This is a genomic window from Paenarthrobacter sp. NPDC090520, assembly GCF_044769205.1.
Taxonomy (GTDB): domain Bacteria; phylum Actinomycetota; class Actinomycetes; order Actinomycetales; family Micrococcaceae; genus Arthrobacter.
In genome coordinates, this window is the sequence record NZ_JBIVXM010000022.1 from 37,878 (window position 1) to 57,827 (window position 19,950).

Sequence of the window (19,950 nt, forward strand, 5' to 3'; positions counted from 1 at the left end):
GTGCGCTTCCCACATTAGGACACAATCATGAGCCCTGAAACCATGCGCGCCGCCGAAGACAGCGTCGCCGAAGATCGCGGCTACCGCGACAGCCTCACCAAGATCGAACCCTATGGCATCGAACATATTCCGGACGTCGAGCGCCACGGCAAGCCGCGTTCGCAGTTCTTCCTCTGGTTCGCCGCCGGCATGAACTTCCCCATTGTGGTCCTCGGCTTCAGTGCCACGTACTTTGGCCTTCCCTTCTGGGCGGCTGTCCTGGCCATCATCCTGGCAGGCGTCATCTCCTCGGCTGGCATGGGTTACCTGTCCGCCATGGGTGTCCGGCTGGGCATTCCACAGCAGATGCAAGGCCGTGGTCCGCTGGGCTTCGTGGGGAACTTGTTCCCCGTGGCGTACGTGAACGTCTTCGCCGGCATCGGCTGGGCAGCCGTAACCGTCATCCTGGGCGGACAAGCGATCGCCCTCCTCACGGACATTCCTTTTTGGGTCTCGTCCCTGATCCTCATGGGAATCCAGCTGGGCGTTGCCGTGATCGGCTACAACCTCATCCACTTCCTCCAGCGCATCCTGTCCTTCGTCCTGGTGATCGGTTTTGTCTTTATCACCATCGTCGCCGCCGCCAACGGCAAGGTGGTCAACGTGGCCAACGAGTCGGCTCCCGGCTTTGACGGCGTGGGCGGCTGGATCATCTTCTTCGGCTGGTTCTTCTCCTTCATCGTCGCCTGGATGCCTTTCGCTTCCGATTACTCCCGCTACCTGCCCAACACCGCCGCCAACCGCCGTGGTGCCGGTTGGGCAACCATGCTGGGCAACTTCATCACCCTTGTATGGATGGGCATCCTGGGCACCCTGCTCGGCTCTACCACCACCGCGACGGACAGCATCGGCGCCTTGAAGGAAGTCATGGGTCCGTGGGCCGCTGTGGGCCTGTGCGTCGTCGCACTGTCTTCCTTCACGCAGAACTTCCTCAACGTGTACGGCGGAGCCATCTCCATCCAGACCATGGGGGTACCGGTCAAGCGCCATATCGCCGTGATCGTCATCTGCGTGGCCTCCTACCTGGTGGCACAGTGGGGCCAAACCGGCTTCAACGAGGGCTTCACCGCCTTCCTCAACCTCACCGCCTACTGCATCGCCCCTTACGTCGCCGTCCTGGTGTGCGACTACCTCCGAGGCGGCCGCCGCACAGAGAGGGGCCTGCGCGAACTGTTCGACAAGACCCGTAAGTTCGAGTGGGGCTTCGTGGCCTGGGCAGCCGGCGTGGTGCTCTCCTCGCCGTTCTGGATGTCATCCATCTACACAGGCCCCATCGCTGCAGCCTTCCCCGGCATCGGTGACCTCTCCTACTACGTGGGTGGTGCTGTCGCAGCTGGCGTCTACTTCGCCACCCATCGCCGCAAGCGCCTGTCCGGGCTGGAGATGCTGGACCGCCGTCCGGAGGCACAAACCCTGTGACGCGCTTGGTAGTGGTGGACATGCAACGGGCTTTCCGCGACGCAGGGCAATGGCAGGTCCCCCGGTATGAGGAGATTGTGCCGGTCATCAGCCGCCTGCAGGAGAACATCGGCCCCACCACGGTGTTCACCCGGTTCGTCCGGGACCAGCAGGAAAACGGAGCCTGGTCCGCCTACTACCAGCGCTGGGACCAGATGCGGTTTCCGCCGGAGGCCGCGGCCTGGGACATCACCATGGATGTCCCAGGGACGGCAACGGTGATGGACGCACCCACCTTCTCCAAATGGGGTCCGGAGCTCGCGGCCTTGGTGCCCGCGGGTTCGGAAATGGTGCTCACCGGAGTCGCCACGGACTGTTGCGTCCTCTCCACCGCCCTTGGCGCAGTGGACGCAGGCAGGTTTGTCACCGTTGTATCGGACGCCTGCGCTGCCGTCAGCGACGCAGCCCAGGAACAGACCCTCGCGCTCCTGAAACTGCTCTCACCCCTCTGCGAAGTCCTGACCAGCGAGCAATTCCTCCACCGGAACGCCTGATGGATGCCCCAACCCTCCAGGGGGCGGCCCCGGAAACGACCGAAGCGTCCGCCGGGCCGCCCCGCGAAGTTGTTGCCGCCGTCGTGCACTGGCGCGGACGGCTGGCCCTCTTCAAACGCAGCCAGGGCGTGGGACACGAGCGGGGCCTGTGGCACTGCATCACCGGTTACCTCGAAGCGGGCATGTCCCCCGAGCAGCAGGCCCTCACGGAACTCCGCGAAGACGCGGGGCTTACCCGCGCGGATCTCACCGCCTTCCACCGCGGAGAGCAACTCCTCATCCCGGATGCGGAGGGCAACCCGTGGCTGGTCCACACGTTTACGGCCGTCAGCACGCAGCGACGACTCACCCTCAACGACGAACACGATGCGTACCGATGGACCCTTCCATCCAAGATCAGCCGTTTCTGCAACCGCGTTCCCTGGCTGGACACCGTCATCCAGGCCGCGGGCAAGTGAACCGGCCGCCTATCTCCTAGGAATCACATGACCACTTTGACGATTGACCGTGAAATGTCCCTGCTTGCCGCCGTCCCGACCGGCCTGTTGATCGGCGGGCAGTGGCGGGACGCGTCCGACGGCGGGACGTTCGAGGTGCACGATCCCGCCACCGGGGAGGTACTCGCCACGCTCGCTTCAGCCACGAGTCAGGACGCGATTGCGGCCCTCGACGCGGCTGACGCCGCGCAGGCCTCCTGGGCCAGGACCGCACCACGGGTGCGGGCCGAGATCCTCCGCAAGGCTTTTGACCTGGTGGTTGAGCGGGCGGAGGACTTCGCGCTGCTCATGACCCTGGAAATGGGCAAACCCCTGGCCGAAGCCCGCGGCGAAGTCACCTACGGCGCCGAGTTCCTGCGCTGGTTCTCCGAAGAAACCGTCCGCGACTACGGTCGCTACCTCACCACCCCCGAGGGCAAGAACAAGATCCTCGTCCAGCCCAAACCCGTCGGCCCCTGCCTGCTGATCACCCCGTGGAACTTCCCCCTCGCCATGGCCACCCGCAAAGTAGCCCCCGCCGTCGCAGCCGGCTGCACCATGGTCCTCAAACCCGCCAAACTCACACCCCTCACGGCACAGTACTTCGCCCAAACCATGCTCGACGCCGGCCTCCCACCCGGAGTCCTCAACGTCGTCTCCTCCGCCTCAGCGTCCGGCATTTCCGGGCCTTTGCTCGCCGACCCGCGCCTGCGGAAAGTCTCCTTCACCGGCTCCACCCCCGTGGGCAAACGCCTCATGGTAGACGCCGCCCACAACGTGCTCCGCACCTCCATGGAACTCGGCGGGAACGCCCCCTTCATCGTGTTCGACGACGCGGACCTCGACGCCGCCGTCGAAGGGGCCATGGCCGCGAAAATGCGGAACATGGGCGAAGCCTGCACCGCCGCGAACCGCTTCCTCGTCCACGAATCCGTCGCCCAGGAGTTCACCGCCAAGTTCGCCGCCGCGATGGGCGCCCTGACCACCGGCCGCGGCACCGAACCCGCAACCCAGGTAGGGCCCCTTATCGACGCCGGCGCCCGCGACGACGTCCACGCCTTAGTGCGTGCCGCCGTCGACGCCGGAGCTACCGCCCTCACCGGCGGGCAGCCCGTGACCGGCCCGGGCTACTTCTACCCACCCACCGTCCTGGCCAACGTCCCCAACGACGCCGAAATACTGTCCCAGGAAATCTTCGGACCCGTCGCCCCCGTCACCACCTTCACGGACGAGGCCCACGCCATCAGGCTCGCAAACGCCTCCGAATACGGGCTCGCGTCCTACCTCTACAGCCGCGACATCAACCGGCTCCTGCGCGTCGCCGAACAGATCGAATTCGGCATGGTCGGCTTCAACGCCGGAGTCATCTCCAACGCCGCAGCCCCCTTCGGCGGCGTCAAACACTCCGGCCTCGGCCGCGAAGGCGGAACCGAAGGCATCAACGAATACACCACCACCCAATACATCGGCCTCGCAGACCCCTACGGCCGTTGATGGCACACGTGGGTTAATTGATCTGCCTGGTGCAGCCGACTGCCCGGTGGGTGGTACTGCCATAACCCGTACCCGCCGTACCCTCGCTAACTTTCCCTGCACGGGGTTTAGTAGAGGAACCTAGGGAACGGAGACGTGCTGATGCGCGCAACAATCATCCATGCACCCGGCGATGTCCGGGTGGAGGAACGGGAAAAGCCCACCATCCAGGAGCCCACTGATGCGGTCATCAAACTAGCGGCTGCTTGCGTGTGCGGTTCGGACCTGTGGCCATACCGTGGCGCCGACTCCATCGAGGAACCCCGGCCGATGGGCCACGAGTACGTGGGGATCGTGGAGGAGGTTGGCGATTCCGTGGTCAACGTGGAGGTGGGGCAGTTCGTCGTGGGCTCGTTCTACGCCTCGGACAACACCTGCGAGATCTGCTTGTCCGGTTACCAGTCGGGCTGTATCCATCGCGAAGGCGTGGGCAGCGCCCAGGCCGAGTATCTGCGTGTGCCCCTCGCGGACGGCACCCTGGTTGCCACCCCGGAAATGCCCGACGCCGGCAAGGTCGCCTCGCTGCTGGCCGCGTCCGACGTCCTGGGGACCGGATGGTTCGGCGCCAAAGCCGCCGAAGCGGGCCCCGGCAAGACCGTCGCGGTGGTGGGGGACGGCGCCGTCGGGCTTCTTGCCGTCCTGGCCGCCAAGCACATGGGCGCCGAACGCATCATCGCCATGTCCCGCCACGCCGCACGCCAGGCACTGGCCCGCGAATTCGGCGCCACGGACATTGTTGAAGAACGCGGCGACGAGGGCGTCGGGAAGATCAAGGAACTCACGGACGGCCTGGGTGCACATTCGGTGATCGAAGCTGTTGGCACGCAGGAATCCATGATGCAGGCCATCCGGTCCACGCGCCGGGGCGGACACGTCGGTTATGTAGGGGTTTCCCACGACGTGGAACTCCCCGGCCGGGAATTGTTTTCTTCCCACGTCCACCTCCACGGCGGACCGGCACCCGTGCGCGACTACCTGCCCGAACTGATCGACTTGATCTTCAAGGGCGAGATCAACCCCGGCAAGGTCTTCGACCTGGAGCTTCCCCTGGAGGAGGCCCCCGAGGCCTACAAGGCCATGGACGAGCGCCGGGCCATCAAGGTGTTGCTGCGGCCGTAATTTACGTTCCTGCGAGGAGGAATTCAATGAAATACACACAAAGCGGCGGCCAAACCGGAGCCGGACCTGCGGAGTGGTTCACGGGCACGGTGCAGATTGACACGATCCGTACCCCCGATGACCAAACGGCCATCGGCTGCGCCCACGTCCGGTTCGCGCCCGGTGCCCGCACCGCCTGGCACCACCACCCCAAGGGCCAGACGCTGTACGTGACGGACGGCATCGGCTGGGTTGCTCGCCGAGGAGGAGAAATCCAGGAGATCCGTCCCGGCGATGTGGTCTACATCGAACCTGGCGAGGAACACTGGCACGGAGCCACGCAGGACAGGTTCATGGCCCACATCGCCCTTCAGGAAGCCGACGGAAACGGGCAAGTGGTGACCTGGCTGGAGCACGTGAGCGATGAGGAGTACGGACTGTAGTTGAACGCGGCAGTGCCCGGAGAACCTGTAGCGGTTCCCCGGGCACTCCTGTGCTTTCTGCTGCTCATGTCCCCCGTCGATGCCCACGGGTGGTTTCCGGAATACTCTTGTAGGAAATGACGCACCGTGTGCAGGGAGGAAACCGTGCGAATCCCCTCAGAGGAACGAAAAGAACAACTCATAGCCGCCACCGTGGAATTGATGAAGCGTGAGGGAGTTCAATCGGTAACCATGCGTGCCATAGCCAAGGAAGCCAATGCCCCGTTGGCTACGGCACATTATTGCTTTGACAACAAAGACGTTCTCATGGAGGCCGCCGCTGGCGCTTGGCTGAAAAACCTGGGCCGTTTTTCCCGTGACCTGCCACTGCATTTGGGGCTGCGCAAGACACTGGAACAGGTAGCGGAAGGATACTGGCGGTCCCTGGAAGAAGAACCCGCGAGTTTGCTCGCAGAATTCGAGCTCATCCTCTGGGCAACCCGCAACATCGGATCGAGCCAGGTTGCGGCGAAGATTTACCCGGCGTACGTCGTCGAACTGGGAAAATTGCTCTCTGAAGCCGCCAGTTATGATTCCGAGGTGTGCCGGATGGACATCGATACCTTGGTACGCGCGTTCCTGATGATTTTTGATGGGGCCTCCATTCAATACATCACCGATCCCGAGGCAGTCGATCACCGTGCCAACTACTTCATGATGATCGACGCGCTATTGATCAAGGCAGGGCTCTAAGCGGCACTAGGACCGGGAGACCAGCGTGGAATCGCCATCCCGTTGGGGTTCGTTGTCCGCGTCGGGTACAGCGCCTGACTCGGATCCTTTGGCAGCAGCCGCCCTCTTGTGGCGCGCTTGCTCGTATTGCGTGAAGAACCAAATGGGAACGTAAAGAGCCAGCGCAATGAACCCGAGCCACGTAGGGGCCCAACCGATCTCCAGGCTGTTCAGGTAGACGACGCCCACCACGCAGAGGGGCAGATTGAACAGTCCAAAGAACAACGCCACCTTCGTCCACCCGCGGGGTGCGCGGAAGGGCCGATCCAAGCTGCTGAAGGACGGGTGCTTCTTGGCCTTGACGTAGGCGAACAGGCTGATCCCGTTGGCACACGTGTAACCGATGGCTGCGGCCGCGAGGATTGCCGGAATGGATCCCAGGGAGATCAGGGCCACGTTGAAGGCAGCCGTGAAGAACATGGCAACCCAGGGAGTTCCGTGGCGGTTGGTCCTTCCGAACACCTTGGGAAGGTTTCCTTCCACCGACATCGAGTGCATGGCCCGTGATGAACCAAGGTAGGCCGTCTGGATGATCAGGACCATGGCGGCTATCAGCATGATGATGGTGACCACCGATCCAACACCGCCAAAGACGGCTTGTGCCACGGGAATCAAGGGCGAAATCGGTTCTGCCATCACACCGTCAACACCAAGGACACCGATGACGGCTGCCTGGACAAGCACGTAGGAGAAGAAGCAGATGATGCCGCAGGAGAACAGTGCCTTGGGTACGTCTTTTCCTGGCTTCTTGTACTCCGGACCGTAGATGGCTGCCGTTTCCCAGCCGCAGGCACTCCATTGGGCGATGGCAAAGATACCGAAAAGAATGAGGACGTGGTGCATGTCCCATGACCAATCGGCGGGCACCCAGCTTCCGCTGATGTGCGCGAAGTCCACATGCCCGGTCGCAAACGGGGCAACAGTCAGGACGACCAGGGGGATCAAAGAGACGGCGGCAAGGATGTACCCCAGAATGGCGCCGTCCTTCAGGCCGAACCAGTTGACGATGGACAGGACCACAAAGATGGCCAGGCCTGCGATCAGGGAGAGCTGGTACTCGGTGAAGGCTTCAGCCAGGGCCGGAAACAACCCATGCAGGTAACCCCCTACCAGCATGGCGAAGATGGCCAGCACCGGATTCCAGGCGAACCAGTAGCTCCACGCACTGAATCCGCCGATTAGCTGTCCTTTGTTGAACCGGCCCTTGTGGTTTTCGGTACGGAAGACGTGCTGGGCAAATCCAGGAAGACCGGACGCCTTGGGAAAAGTGGTGGCCAGTTCCGCATAGGCCGTGTTCTGGAAGAAGCCTTGAACCACCGACAATCCCCAGATAAGAATTGCCGCTGCAGAAACGTACATGGGCAGGTAGCCCAGGGAAGGAAGGATCAGCAGCGGCACGCCCAGCGAAATGGCCAGCCCCTGTTTCCAATCGATTGACCGTTTAAGGTGGTCCGCTCCGTTCAAACTGTCTTGACTCATTGATTTCTCCTTTGAATGGCAATGGAATCTGCAAACCGGGATGTTTACAGGCAGGACAATGTCACTGCATGCCGAATGGAGTTGTTCCAATTGATGATCAGAATGCAGTTACTTGCGCAGCATCGCGTCCATGGATGCGGGAAATGGCGTTTGATGTGGACGCAGCTGTTCGCCGCGTACTCCGGATACGGAGCGGTTTAGATTTCGAAGTAACGGAATGAATCCGACTCCAGGCCTTCAGGGTTGGGGCCGTAGATGGTGACCATATGGGCGTAAACCGGCGCCCAGTAGCGGCCGAGTTGGCCGGGGTTGACCCGGGCAACGTCGCCTGGTTTCAGGATGACGGTTTTGCCTTCACTCTCAACGTAAAGTTCACCCGCAAGAAGCACGTTGGTCTCGGTGTGGGGGTGGAAATCCTCCCAGCCACACGCTTCCAACTCCCACTCGGACAGAATGAAGTCCGCCCAGCGGCCAACAGGCTTGGAGTTGATGAATCGGCACCGCAACCGTGGCCATTCCGCTTTCATGGGCGTCATGGGTTCAGCTGGCCAGAGGTCCAGTACCTCCCCCGTCATTGGGGTCCAGGACTGCAGCGCGGGGGTTGTGGTCATAGTTCTCACCCTTTCGTAGGCGTGGCCGACTGCCCCGCGGACTCAAAGGGAGTTCGTGGCACATCGCGCCAATATGATGCGGGTCACAGCGAGGTCAACTGTGACAGGAACAGATGTTCAAGTCAACGGTTCAAGAAGAAGAATTCCTTAGGCAGGAGATCCGATTAACTTTTCATGAACGGTTGACTTGTACAGGCGTTCATGTCAACGTAATTCAGGCAAGGGAAGTGACTCGTATCACAGATCCAAGGCCTTCGAGCCGACTCGTCCGGCGGCCAATGGGCGATGAAAATTACCAACCAGTCCCTTGGCGCAGCTCTGCCGAAAATCCCACCAGATCCCTAAGGAGAAAATCATGGAAACGCTTAACGGAACCCTGAGCAAGGCTGGATCCATCCACAAGGTTGAGGGCGGTTTCCTCAACCTTCCATCGATGAACGAGGAGGGTTGCGACGCAGCCATCGGCGACTCGCTCTCCAACCCGGCCGGCTCGGTCATGTGTGCCGGATTCTTTGAACTGAAGGCGTCCAAACCGCTCGTCTACACCTACACCTACGACGAGATGAAGGTTGTAGTGGCCGGCGAATTCATCCTCACCGACCAGGCAACAGGCGAAGTCACCCACGCCAAGGAGCGGGATGTCCTGTTCTTCCCCAAGGGGACAACCGTCAAGTTCGAAACCCCCGACTACGCCCTCGGGTTCTTCGCCGGCGACCGCGACTTCGCTGCCTAGGTTCCGGCACCTTCACACCATCTGAAAGAGGTAAGCAGCATGACACTTCGAGTCGGAATCATTGGCGCAGGACCCAGCGGTCTGGCCCAACTGCGCGCGTTCGAATCAGCGCGCCAAAAAGGCATCGACATCCCGGACATCAAGTGCTTCGAGAAGCAGGACGACTGGGGTGGCCAGTGGAACAACAGCTGGCGCATCGGCTTGGACGCCAGCGGTGAACCGGTCCACTCCAGCATGTACCGGCACCTCTGGTCGAACGGCCCCAAAGAGTGCCTGGAGTTCTCGGACTACTCGTTCGATGAGCATTTTGGACGGCCCATTTCCTCCTTCCCGCCCCGCGAGGTGCTCTTCGACTACATCAAGGGCCGGGTGGAAAAGTCGGATGTGCGCAAGTACGTCAAGTTCAACACCGTGGCGCGCCACACCACCTACAACGACGAGACCCAGGAATTCACGGTGACCGTGGAGGACCTGCGGACCAATCTCACGGAGACCCACGTGTTCGACAAGCTGGTGGTGGCCACCGGGCACTTCCACGTTCCTGCCGTACCCGAATTCAAGGGCATCAAGTCATTCCCCGGCGAGGTCCTGCACGCCCACGACTTCCGTGGAGCCGAGCGTTTCGTGGGGAAGAGGCTGCTGATGATCGGCAGCAGCTATTCCGCCGAGGACATCGGCATGCAGGCCCACAAAATGGGCGCCGCCTCCATCACCATGAGCTACCGGAGCAACCCCATGGGCTACCACTGGCCATGGAACACGGTGGAGCGCCCGCTCGTCACGCACTTCGAGGGCCGGACGGCCTACTTCAGCGATGGCACCCATGACGACTTTGATGCCGTGGTGCTTTGCACCGGCTACCAGCACAAGTACCCGTTCCTGCCCGGCGAACTCTCGCTGAAATCTCCGAACGTGCTCTACCCGGGGAACCTCTACAAGGGCGTGGTGTGGCAGCAGAACACCAATCTGTTCTATCTGGGCGCACAGGACCAGTACTACACCTTCAACATGTTCGACGCCCAGGCCTGGTTTGCCCGCGACGTCATGACCGGCGTCGTAAACCTCCCGTCCCTGGCCGACCGCGAGGCGGACATCGCGCTTTGGCTGGAGCGCCAGGCGGCCCTCCAGGACCACGATGCCGAAGCCGATTTCCAGTCCGATTACCTGCGCGAGCTCATCGATGCCACGGACTACCCGTCCTTCGACCTCGACGCCGTCTCCCAGCTGTTCAAGGACTGGATGCACAACAAGCACACCGACATCCTGGGCTACCGCGACGCGGTGCACCGCTCAGTGGTGACCGGCACCATGGCAACCAAGCACCACACCCGGTGGATCAACGCCATGGATGACTCCCTGGACCGGTACCTCAACGGTCCCTCCCAGGAGCTGGCCAGCGGGTCGCCCAAAGTCCTGGCTGACGAACGCGCCTGACGCACGCGGTTGGCCCTTCGCCGGCTGGAGATACCGGCGAAGGGCCAACCATGGAACAACGTGGAGAATCGTGGTGAGAAGAGCCTATTGTCTGGCGGACCGGCAGGAGTGGGAAGCGGAACTCTTCGCCTCCCTCAACAGGACCGTCCGGTACGAGCTGAGACATGACCTGCGGTGCCTTGCCTGCGGCGGCAAGGCGTTGTTCCGCAGCGCATCCGCACGACGGCCCGCCATGTTTGCGGCCCGGCATTCGCCGGCCTGCCTCCTCATCAACCACCCGGCGTGGGGCGTCTTCAGGTATCTCCAATAGGCTGCAGCGAGGCGCCTACGCCTCCAGCGTGCTCGTCGTCGCGCCCGGCTCGCGGGATGCCTGCAGTTCCAACAGTTCAGACCGCAAAGCAGGATCCAGCGCCGCGTCCAGCACGGTCAGCGCCAGGACCGTAGCCCCGTCCACTACGGCGTCGTCGGCTTCGGGCGTGATGGCATCTGCCGTGAAGTCCGGGTGGTGCGGAACGGCGGTGCTGTTGCGGACTACCACCATGCCATGCACTGAGGGAAGGACCTGCGACACATTGCCCATATCCGAGGACCCGCCGCCGAAGATCGGCGTGTGGTCCACCGGACGGCCGATGCCCTCCATGTTGGCATCCCACAGTTCGCCCAACCCGGCATGCGTGTCGATCGGCGCGTAGGGGTGTTCGGTCTGTCGGTGGGTCCAGGTACATCCGGTGGCGATGGCCGCACCTTCGAAGCAAGCGAGCACGCGGCGCTTGAGGTCCCGCCACACGTCAACGTCCCCCGCGCGCACCTCCACCTGTACCGTGGATTCCCCGGCGATCACGTTGGTGGCGCCGCCGCCGTGCGAGATGAAGGCATTGGTGTTCGCGTTCTCCGGCAGGTGCTGGCGCAACACGGCCATGTTCATCAGGGCCAGGCTCGCTGCCGCACCGGCATTGATCGCCTTGTCAGGGGCACCGGCCGCGTGGGCTTCGCTGCCCTTGAACTGCACCTCGAAGCGTTCCACGGCAGCCATGCTGAAGGCCGTGGCGCTGCGCTCCACCCCCGTCATGCCGTGCACCATGAGCGAAAACGCGGCGTCCTCCCAGGCGCCGGCCTGCAGGAGCGACACCTTGCCGCCGCCGTGCTCTTCGGCGGGAGTGCCCAGGACCTTGATGCGCAGTCCGGCGGCGTCGGCTACGGGCTTGAGCGCCAAAGCGGCACCGACGCCCGCCGCCGCGATGATGTTGTGGCCGCACGCATGGCCGACCTCGGGCAGGGCGTCGTATTCTGCGCAGATCACTACAGTCAGTTCGCCCACACCATAGGTGGCCTCAACCGCCGTCGGAATTCCATACGCACGTTCAGTTACGACGAAGCCACCCTCACGCAGCACCGCGGCCACGGCCGCCGCCGACTCATGTTCTTCCCACGAGACTTCGGCCAACGCGTGCACTGTGTGGCTGAGTTCCAGGATGGAAGGTACGACGGCGGTCGCGGCCTCGCGTACGGCGTCGCGCAGGGTTTCCTTGGAGGTGATGTCAATCGAAACGGTCATTGTTTCTTTCCTTCTCTGTTGAGGTTCAGTTGGCTGGTTCGAGGGCCTGCTCGGCGGCAGGGTCCTGTGGCCGGGATGCCTGGTGCCCGGCGGATTCCGGTGCCACTTTGGCCGTCCGGATGAAGAGCACGGCGACGGCGAAGAGGACACACAGTCCGGCGCAGATCCACCAGACGGCGTGGAAGGAGAACTGCGTGGCTACGCGTGTCCCCGACGCGGAGGGAGCAGTGAGGGCGGACATCAGCAGCGCGAAGAGCGCACCGGCAACGCCGCCCGCGGCCGTGCGGGCCGTGTTGTACAGGCCGGACGCGATACCCACGGAATCGGCGGCCGCACGCTGGACCACCAGCGTGGGAAGCGTTCCGCTGACGATGCCCGTGCCGAGGCCGGCCACCACCAGCCACACCGTGAAGGTGACCAGCGTTCCGGGGGCCAGGATCATGAGCAGATAGGCCACGGCTCCGAGGAGTCCGCCGAGGGAGACGGTTCGTGTGCCGCCCAGGATGCGGGAGACGCGGTCGGCGAAGGTCGCTCCGAGGAATGCCGCCAATGCCATGATGCTGAGCAGGATTCCGGCTGCGGACGCGGCAGCACCGAAACCGAATCCGAGCGTCGCGGGATCGGAACGCAGGTAGACCGAGATCGGGGCCTGGGCTCCGAACAGCTGTGCACCGAACAGGAAGGCCACCACGATCGGCAGTCCGATGCCGCCTCGAAGCAGCATGTTCAGGTCAACCAGCGGGTGTTTGATGCGACGGGCGGACACTACCCAGCCCGCGAGCAGTGCCACGCCGACGATCATGGCGATGCCTACAGTCAACGGGGGCCACGTGGCCAAGTTGGATGCACCGCCCAGGACGGCCACCAGTCCGCCACCCAGCAGGACCGCGCCGAGGTAATCCACCTTGCCTTGGCTGCGAAGCGGGGTTTCCTTGACGAAGATGGCGATGCCGGGGATGCACAGGGCCATGAAGATCGCCGGGAACAGCAATGTCAGGGACAGGCTGCCGACGGCGTCAAGGACGATGCCGGACAAGAAGCCGCCGATCGTGGCACCGAGAGTCAGCGCAGCGACAAGCCGGCCGATGCTTCGGCCCGACCGTTCCGAGTCACGCTGGTGGACAATGGCGAATTCCAGGGGCAGGAACACAGCCAGCGGTGCCTGGATGGCGCGGCCCACCAGGAACAGTTCGTAGTTTGGCGCGAACGCGACCAGGACGGACGCGGCTGCGACGATCGCCGTGGCGATCATGAGGACGCGCTTGTGTCCGTGGATGTCTCCGAGCTTGGACAGGAGGGGAACAACCAGGACCGTCGCCAGCAAGTAGGCGGCACTGATCCAGTTCAGCGAGGCGGCCGAGACACCGTGATGCTCTCCGATCGATGAAAACAAGGGACTCAACCAGCCTTGCAGGATGCCGCTGCCAAGCTCCATGACAACCAGGAAGCCGACGGCTCCGGCAGCGGTGGATTTCTGCGCAGTTGTACGCATATGCGCTCCGATGTGATGAGAAGTGAACGGGATCACACCATGATGGAAGCGCCGTGTTTCCGATGGATGAAATTGAAGCTTTCCATGGATTATCTTGCTGATATGCAGGAATACATGCTCGATCCCCTTGAAGAGCGCATCATCCATGCCTTGCAGATCGAAGGCCGGGCCTCGTGGGCCGAGCTTTCGCCCCTTCTCGGCGTGGACGCGGTGACACTTTCGCGGCGCTGGGAATCCCTCCGGGAAAGAGGACTTGCCTGGGTGACGGGGATCTTCACCGAAGGGGCCAGTGCCCTGGTGGACATCACCTGCATGCCCCAACACACAGCGAGGGTGGCGCAGGAGCTGATCAAGATTCCGGCTGTGATGACCCTGGACCACACCTCGGGTGGCCGGGACCTGCTGGCCACGTGCCTCGGGGAGAATCCTTTGGCGATCTGGGACGTGGTGACCAACCAGATCGGCGCCCTTGATGGCGTCCGGAACACGCAGACGCACCTGGTCACCGAAATGATCATGGAAGCCTCGGCCTGGAGGTTGCGTGCGCTCACGCCCGCAGAGGCGGGCAAGGTGGCCAAGCCCAAGCCCCCGAGCGCCCGGGCCCCGCGGACTGTACATCCCGACGTCGAATACGCGCTCCGGCACTGCCTGCTGGAGGACGGGCGCCGTCCCGTGAGCCGCATCGCCGCTGAACACGGGCTCAGCGAACAACGCGTCGCGGACGGACTGGCCCGGCTGCGGGCCGACGGACGGCTGCGGCTGCGCACGGATGTAGCCCGCAGTGTCACCGGCTGGCCCGTCTACGCCTGGTACTTCGTGCGGACCGCAGCCAAGCACATCCAGCAAATGCGCGGGCTCATGGCCCAGATTCCGGAGGCCCGCACGGCCTTGGCCGTGGCCAGCCAATACAACCTGGTGGTGGCCGTCTGGCTGCGGGAAATGACCGATGTGATGCGCTTCGAGGCGGCCCTTGAGGCGGCGGTTCCGAGCGCCCGGATCGTGGACAGGAGCGTGGTCTTCCGGATGAGCAAGCACCTGGGGCACGTCATCGACGACCAGGGAAGGGCCACACTCGGGTTCGTCCACCCCTTCACCCCGTAGCAAGGAGTGCGGTTAAGTAGAGCTAAACCGAAGGGAGCGTCAGTGCTGGACATCCGACGCCTGCATATCCTCAAGACCCTTGAGCTCGAGGGCACCATGACCGCCGCCGCTGCCAAGCTGCACATGACAACGTCGGCCGTCAGCCAGCAATTGGCCGTGCTCGAGAAGGAGGCCGGCCTCGCGCTGCTGGTCCGGACGGGCCGGAAGGTCAGGCTGACCGAGGCGGGCGCCTTGCTGGTGGAGCACTTTGGCCGGATCGCCTCGGAAGTGGAAGCCGCCGAAGCCACCCTGAAGAAATTCCAGACCGACGTCCGCGGCCGTCTGGCCATCAGCGCGTTCCCGAGTTTCTGCAGCACCGTGCTTCCCTCGGCTGTCATGTCCCTGCAGGCGGCCTACCCGAGGCTGGACGTCACCATCTCCGACCTCGAACCGTCCGAAAGCGTGGCCCAACTCCGCGCCGGAAACATTGATATTGCCGTGGTGGACGACCTCAGCGAAATCCAGGACGAGGGCCTGGTAAAGACCGTTTTGGCCCGCGACGAGATCATCCTGGTCCTGCCCCGGGACCGGCCCGTGCCGGACAGCGGCACTCCCGTCAGGCTCCCCGACTATGCCCATGAAAGCTGGGTTTTGGACCAGGAAGGCAGCGTCTTTGAACGGTTCGTGCTGCAGACGTGCCGCGAAGCCGGCTTCACTCCCAAAGTCATCGCCAATTGCCGGAACCTGATGGCCACGCTGGGCCTGGTCCGTGGCGGGCTCGGGGTGGCCCTGATGAGCGAGTTGAATCTTGGCCGCGAGACCCAGGATCTCCAGGTCCGCCGCGTCGATCCGAGCTGCGGCCGCAACATCATCATCCTGTACCGAGCCGCGGGCAAGGCCGCTCCCGCCATTGCCGCTGTCATCGAGGAACTCCGGATCGCCACCGAGGCCCGCCCCACGGCCTGATCGTTAAGCTCAGCTTGACGGTTGTTTCACTAATTCCCGATGGACGCGCGCGCCGCCACCCTCCACAGTTGAAAGGGAACCCAGCCCCTATTGCTCCCTTGGAGGATCCCATGGCATTGAGCGCCCTCGACCTGTTCTCGATCGGCATCGGCCCGTCGTCGTCCCACACGGTGGGTCCGATGCGCGCGGCCCGCACCTTCGTTGACGCCTTGGAACAGGACGGAAAGCTCGACGCCGTTGATCGGGTTCACGCCGGACTGTTTGGTTCGCTGGGGGCTACTGGAAAGGGACACGGCTCGGACAAGGCCGTGATCCTCGGTTTCATGGGCGAACTCCCGGAAACGGTTGACCCCATGGCCGCGGACCGCATGGTGGCCGAGGCTACGGAAGCGAAGAAGATCCTCCTGGCCGGGCGCCGGATGGTCTCCTTCAACCGGGCAAAGGACGTGGTGCTGCATATGCGCCAGTCCCTGCCGGCCCACCCCAACGGTATGCGCTTCCAGGCCTTCGACGGCCAGGGAAACCTTGTCTCCGAGCGGGTGTTCTACTCTGTCGGCGGCGGTTTCGTGGTGGACGAGGACGCCGTAGGGCAGACGCAGCAGGACGCCGTGGCGTTGCGTTTCCCCTTCAGCAACGGACAGGAACTGCTGGACCACTGCGAGCGCGAAGGCATGTCCATCAGCGACGTCATGCTGGCCAATGAAAGCGCCTGGCGAAGCGAAGAAGATACCCGTGCCGAGCTTCTGCGCATCTGGGAAACCATGAAGGAGTGTGTTTCGCGCGGCTGCAGCCGTACGGAAGAGCACCTGCCCGGAAACCTGATGGTCCGCCGTCGTGCGCCGCGTCTCTTTGCCGACCTGCAGACCAAAGACGACGCCACTGACCCCCTGCGCGCCGTGGACTGGGTGAACCTGTTTGCCCTGGCCGTGAACGAAGAGAACGCCACCGGTGGCCGCGTGGTCACCGCGCCCACCAATGGTGCCGCCGGAATCATTCCCGCCGTTTTGCACTATTACATGAAGTTCGTACCGGGTGCCTCAGAAGACCACATAGTCCGGTTCCTCCTGACCGCGGCGGCCATCGGCGTGCTGTTCAAGACCAACGCGTCCATTTCGGGTGCGGAGGTGGGCTGCCAGGGCGAGGTTGGTTCTGCCTGTTCCATGGCCGCCGGCGCCCTGTGCGAAATCCTGGGCGGGACCCCGCTGCAGGTGGAGAACGCGGCCGAGATCGGCATCGAACACAACCTCGGCCTGACGTGTGATCCCGTGGGTGGCCTGGTGCAGATCCCGTGCATCGAACGCAACGCCATGGCCAGCAACAAGGCCATCAATGCGGCGCGGATCAGCCTGCGCGGGGACGGCATCCACCACGTGTCCCTGGACACCGCCATCAAGACCATGCGCGAGACCGGCGCGGACATGAAGAGCAAGTACAAGGAAACCTCGCGCGGCGGCCTCGCCGTCAATGTCGTGGCTTGCTGAGGGTTACTCCGTATCGACCCACGCTGACCGCCACTCCGGCGCTTCGAAGGCTTCACTCCAGTAGGCCGTTTCCTTGGCGATCCTGCCGTCCCGGAATTCGAAGATGAACACGGTCTCGTACTGCGGGCCGGCATAGTCCAGCAGCGCCTCGGCAACCACCAGGTCCCCTCCGCTGGTCATCCTTCGCGGGGTGATGGTGGGCAGTTGCGGGAACGCGTTGTAGATTCCCCGTCGGTTCCCGGCCCCACGCACCACCTCGCCGGATTGGGGCCAGTGCATGATCGCGTCGTCGTGGAAGACTTCGTCCATGACGGCGATGTCGCGCGCGTTGATGCAGTCGATCAGCCGCTGCACCACTTGTTCGTTGGGCGTTGCTTCAGTCACGTGCACCCCTCAGGTTTGTGAGCTAGATATACGGATCATAGGAGTCCGGGGGCGCCAAGGGGAGAGGCTTTGGTGCGCTGCGTTGAGGTTCGTTTTCCGCACCGGACGCGGGCTTAGAGGCTGGCCAGGATGGCCCGGGCGGACTTGAGGTAGTCCGGGCCGGTCCCTTCCTTGCCGAGGGCGGACTGGATGGCGAATCCCTGGATCAGCCCCATGACGGCCGGGGCCAGGCACCGGGCCGTGGCCTCCGCGTCCTCGTCCGGCCGCGATGCGCGGATCCACGCCTCCAGGTAATTCTCAAGGTGCCCGCGGATTTGGACGAGGATGTTCTGGGCCACCTCGCCAAGCTGGTCATTCCGGACGGCCTCGCCCCACACTTGCACGGCGACATCCGGGAAGAAGTCCATGGCCATCAGGCCGGACATGAGCGCCACCACGGCCTCTTGGGGCGGCGGGACCGGTTGGTGTGCGCTGAGGCGCTCGAGTGCCGCCATGCGTTCCTCGAAGACCCGCCTGCCGGCGTCGACAATCAGTTCCTCTTTGCTGCGGTAGTAAACATAGACGGCTCCGGCGGAGAGCCCGGCCTTGGCGATGATGTCCCCCATGGCCACGTTCGAGAATCCCTTCTCGGCAACGCAGGCGAGCGCGGCCCGCTGGATGCGCTCCCGCATTGCGGCACGGTGTTCCTCGCTGACTTTCGGCATGGGACCACCGTACCGGAAAAGAAAACGAATGATCATTCTTGACGTTTTACTGGTGGGGGTCAAGAATGAAGAACGAACATTCTTTTTGCACGATCCCGAGAGGACGCACCATGTCCGCCACCACCGAACGCACGGCCGCCCCGGAGCACCGCCAGGAGCCACCAACGGGTACCCATACCCCGTGGCCCCACGCACTCCGCACCGCCCTGCTCGCCGCCGTCGCCGTCTGCACGGTCCTGCTGGCCTTTGCCTGGCCGAGCGTCACCGCCAAGGTCCAGAACCTGCCCGTTGCCGCCGTCGGCAGCGCAGAGCAGATCGCCCAGATCACCTCGCAGGCACCAGCAGGCGCCCTCGATGTGCGCATGGCCTCCAGCCGCGACGACGCCGTTAACCTCATCAAGCAACGCCAGGTGCATGGCGCGATCGTCCTCGGCGCTTCTCCGGAGATCCTTGTGGCCAGCGCAGGCAGCCCGGTCGCATCCCAGGCACTGACGCAAATGGGCGCCCAGATGCAGTCACAGATCCAGGCCCAAGTCATCGCCAAGCTTCAGGCCGCCCTGGCCCAGGCGGCCCAAGGTGCGGCAACCGGCACCCCGCCCCAGCCCGCGCAAGGCACGCAGCCCGCAGCAGTCCCCCAGGTGGCCGTTACCGACGTCGTGCCTCTTTCGTCCGACGACCCACGCGGCACGGGCCTTGCCGTCGCCGGCCTGCCCCTCGCCATGGGCGGCATGATCGGTGGCGTCCTCATCTCGCTTCTTGTCTCCGGAACCTGGCGCCGGCTGGGTGCGATCCTGGCGTATGGCGTCATCGCGGGCCTGGGACTCGCCGGCATCCTGCAGGGCTGGTTCCACACCCTCCAGGGAAGCTACTGGGCGAACGCCGGCGCGATCGGCCTCGGCGTTGTTGCGACGGCGGCGATCATCGTAGGGCTCAACGCCCTGATCGGGCGGGCGGGCATCGCCGTGGGCGCGGTCATCACACTGTTCGTGGGCAACCCACTTTCGTCACTGACCCAGCCCAAGGAATTCCTTCCCGCACCCTGGGGTGACGTGGGCCAATGGATGGTGCCCGGAGCCTCGGGAACGTTACTGCGGGACCTCTCCTATTTCCCGGACGCATCGGCAGCGCTCCCATGGCTGGTGCTGGCCTGCTGGGCCGTCGCCGGGGCCGTACTCATCGCCGTCGGCCACTTCCGGAACGCCCCGGCGGTGGCGGAGGCGTAGGGGCTGGGCGATACTCCCCCGGGCCAGAAGCAGCAGGCTATGCCGAGGTGGCCGGCACCTCCGGGCCTACGGCAATTCCGCTCGTCGCGGTGGTGGTTCTCCTGATTCTTGGCCACATGACTCTCAGGCCAACAATCCGTGCTGCCATCCCCGGATTCCTGGCTCTTGGAGACACGGCGGGGCGGGGCGTCTACTACGGGCAGGCCACCAGGAGTGGCGGCATAGCTGTGCTGCTGGGCATCGCCGCGGTAGGCCATCCGGCACCTGACAGCGGCGGGTGGGCAGGAGCGCCTCGGATCTCCTTGTAGGCGCCGCGGCGCTTCCGACGGTCCCCTGCCCAGAGTGCTTCCAGTTCGCCTGCGGACTTTGCGATCAATGACTTTGCGATTTCCGCCGCCTAGCAGACCGTACGCCCTGCCTTCCGGCTACACCCACAGTCCGCAGTGAACGCAAACCTGTGGCCAAGGACGCGGTCCGGGTCGCGGGTTCCTTGGTA

The 19,950-nt window shown here is 63.8% G+C and carries 21 protein-coding genes; 15 read left to right on the top strand and 6 right to left on the bottom strand.

The genetic code is table 11. From position 1 onward, the window contains the following. Positions 1-27 precede the first annotated feature (27 nt). From ACIQTZ_RS20440 to ACIQTZ_RS20470, 7 genes are all read left to right on the top strand, one after another. Positions 28-1,458 (top strand): purine-cytosine permease family protein, encoded by a 1,431-nt coding sequence (locus ACIQTZ_RS20440; protein WP_400332842.1) that lies wholly within the window; start codon positions 28-30, stop codon positions 1,456-1,458. Beyond that, positions 1,455-1,991 carry a cysteine hydrolase family protein gene (locus ACIQTZ_RS20445; protein WP_402983424.1) on the top strand — a complete coding sequence of 179 codons (537 nt, stop codon included), beginning with the start codon at positions 1,455-1,457 and terminating at the stop codon, positions 1,989-1,991. The genes ACIQTZ_RS20440 and ACIQTZ_RS20445 overlap by 4 nt, the downstream gene beginning before the upstream one ends. After that, on the top strand, positions 1,991-2,449 hold the full coding sequence (locus ACIQTZ_RS20450; RefSeq protein ID WP_402983427.1) for an NUDIX domain-containing protein: 459 nt from the start codon (positions 1,991-1,993) through the stop codon (positions 2,447-2,449). Before ACIQTZ_RS20445 ends, ACIQTZ_RS20450 begins: the two co-directional genes overlap by 1 nt. 27 nt (positions 2,450-2,476) lie before the next feature. Beyond that, a complete protein-coding gene (locus ACIQTZ_RS20455; protein WP_402983430.1) occupies positions 2,477-3,961 on the top strand; it encodes an NAD-dependent succinate-semialdehyde dehydrogenase in 1,485 nt (494 codons plus the stop codon). Positions 3,962-4,102: 141 nt separating this feature from the next. After that, a complete protein-coding gene (locus tag ACIQTZ_RS20460) occupies positions 4,103-5,119 on the top strand; it encodes a zinc-dependent alcohol dehydrogenase family protein (protein ID WP_402983433.1) in 1,017 nt (338 codons plus the stop codon). A gap of 26 nt (positions 5,120-5,145) precedes the next feature. Beyond that, a complete protein-coding gene (locus ACIQTZ_RS20465) occupies positions 5,146-5,541 on the top strand; it encodes a cupin domain-containing protein (RefSeq protein ID WP_400332824.1) in 396 nt (131 codons plus the stop codon). A 144-nt stretch (positions 5,542-5,685) separates the two neighbouring features. Next, entirely contained in the window at positions 5,686-6,273 is a 588-nt protein-coding gene (locus ACIQTZ_RS20470; RefSeq protein ID WP_402947598.1) for a TetR/AcrR family transcriptional regulator, read from the top strand. A 6-nt stretch (positions 6,274-6,279) separates the two neighbouring features. Here the strand turns inward: ACIQTZ_RS20470 and ACIQTZ_RS20475 are convergent, their stop codons facing one another. Next, on the bottom strand, positions 6,280-7,791 hold the full coding sequence (locus ACIQTZ_RS20475) for an APC family permease (RefSeq protein WP_402983436.1): 1,512 nt from the start codon (positions 7,789-7,791) through the stop codon (positions 6,280-6,282). A gap of 197 nt (positions 7,792-7,988) precedes the next feature. Then, a complete protein-coding gene (locus ACIQTZ_RS20480) occupies positions 7,989-8,402 on the bottom strand; it encodes a cupin domain-containing protein (RefSeq protein ID WP_400332815.1) in 414 nt (137 codons plus the stop codon). A 355-nt stretch (positions 8,403-8,757) separates the two neighbouring features. Here ACIQTZ_RS20480 and ACIQTZ_RS20485 point away from each other — a divergent pair, with 355 nt between their 5' ends. The 3 genes from ACIQTZ_RS20485 to ACIQTZ_RS20495 all read left to right on the top strand — a co-directional run bounded on the left by ACIQTZ_RS20485 (position 8,758) and on the right by ACIQTZ_RS20495 (position 10,879). After that, positions 8,758-9,135 carry a cupin domain-containing protein gene (locus tag ACIQTZ_RS20485; RefSeq protein ID WP_400332813.1) on the top strand — a complete coding sequence of 126 codons (378 nt, stop codon included), beginning with the start codon at positions 8,758-8,760 and terminating at the stop codon, positions 9,133-9,135. 39 nt (positions 9,136-9,174) lie between these two features. Continuing rightward, entirely contained in the window at positions 9,175-10,569 is a 1,395-nt protein-coding gene (locus ACIQTZ_RS20490) for an NAD(P)-binding domain-containing protein (protein WP_402983439.1), read from the top strand. A gap of 70 nt (positions 10,570-10,639) precedes the next feature. Then, on the top strand, positions 10,640-10,879 hold the full coding sequence (locus ACIQTZ_RS20495) for a hypothetical protein (protein ID WP_402983442.1): 240 nt from the start codon (positions 10,640-10,642) through the stop codon (positions 10,877-10,879). A 15-nt stretch (positions 10,880-10,894) separates the two neighbouring features. Here the strand turns inward: ACIQTZ_RS20495 and ACIQTZ_RS20500 are convergent, their stop codons facing one another. Both ACIQTZ_RS20500 and ACIQTZ_RS20505 read right to left on the bottom strand, forming a co-directional pair. After that, complete coding sequence (locus ACIQTZ_RS20500; protein WP_402983445.1) at positions 10,895-12,124, bottom strand: amidohydrolase; 1,230 nt, start codon at positions 12,122-12,124, stop codon at positions 10,895-10,897. Between the two features lie 25 nt (positions 12,125-12,149). Then, positions 12,150-13,616: an MFS transporter gene (locus tag ACIQTZ_RS20505; protein ID WP_402983448.1), complete on the bottom strand. Its 1,467-nt coding sequence runs from the start codon at positions 13,614-13,616 to the stop codon at positions 12,150-12,152. Between the two features lie 84 nt (positions 13,617-13,700). Here ACIQTZ_RS20505 and ACIQTZ_RS20510 point away from each other — a divergent pair, with 84 nt between their 5' ends. The 3 genes from ACIQTZ_RS20510 (at position 13,701) to ACIQTZ_RS20520 (ending at position 17,143) form a co-directional block, all read left to right on the top strand. Then, positions 13,701-14,717 carry an Lrp/AsnC family transcriptional regulator gene (locus tag ACIQTZ_RS20510; RefSeq protein WP_402983450.1) on the top strand — a complete coding sequence of 339 codons (1,017 nt, stop codon included), beginning with the start codon at positions 13,701-13,703 and terminating at the stop codon, positions 14,715-14,717. Positions 14,718-14,759: 42 nt separating this feature from the next. Further along, entirely contained in the window at positions 14,760-15,662 is a 903-nt protein-coding gene (locus ACIQTZ_RS20515; RefSeq protein WP_402983453.1) for a LysR family transcriptional regulator, read from the top strand. Positions 15,663-15,772: 110 nt separating this feature from the next. Continuing rightward, complete coding sequence (locus tag ACIQTZ_RS20520; RefSeq protein WP_402983456.1) at positions 15,773-17,143, top strand: L-serine ammonia-lyase; 1,371 nt, start codon at positions 15,773-15,775, stop codon at positions 17,141-17,143. Positions 17,144-17,146: 3 nt separating this feature from the next. Here the strand turns inward: ACIQTZ_RS20520 and ACIQTZ_RS20525 are convergent, their stop codons facing one another. Together ACIQTZ_RS20525 and ACIQTZ_RS20530 are read right to left on the bottom strand one after the other, a co-directional pair. Next, complete coding sequence (locus ACIQTZ_RS20525; protein WP_402983459.1) at positions 17,147-17,527, bottom strand: nuclear transport factor 2 family protein; 381 nt, start codon at positions 17,525-17,527, stop codon at positions 17,147-17,149. A 113-nt stretch (positions 17,528-17,640) separates the two neighbouring features. Next, positions 17,641-18,231, bottom strand: coding sequence for a TetR/AcrR family transcriptional regulator (locus ACIQTZ_RS20530; protein ID WP_402947625.1), 591 nt, complete (start codon positions 18,229-18,231; stop codon positions 17,641-17,643). Between the two features lie 110 nt (positions 18,232-18,341). Here ACIQTZ_RS20530 and ACIQTZ_RS20535 point away from each other — a divergent pair, with 110 nt between their 5' ends. Together ACIQTZ_RS20535 and ACIQTZ_RS20540 are read left to right on the top strand one after the other, a co-directional pair. Continuing rightward, positions 18,342-19,454, top strand: coding sequence for an ABC transporter permease (locus ACIQTZ_RS20535; RefSeq protein WP_402983462.1), 1,113 nt, complete (start codon positions 18,342-18,344; stop codon positions 19,452-19,454). Between the two features lie 116 nt (positions 19,455-19,570). Further along, positions 19,571-19,762 carry a hypothetical protein gene (locus tag ACIQTZ_RS20540; protein ID WP_402983464.1) on the top strand — a complete coding sequence of 64 codons (192 nt, stop codon included), beginning with the start codon at positions 19,571-19,573 and terminating at the stop codon, positions 19,760-19,762. The last annotated feature ends 188 nt before the right edge of the window (positions 19,763-19,950 follow it).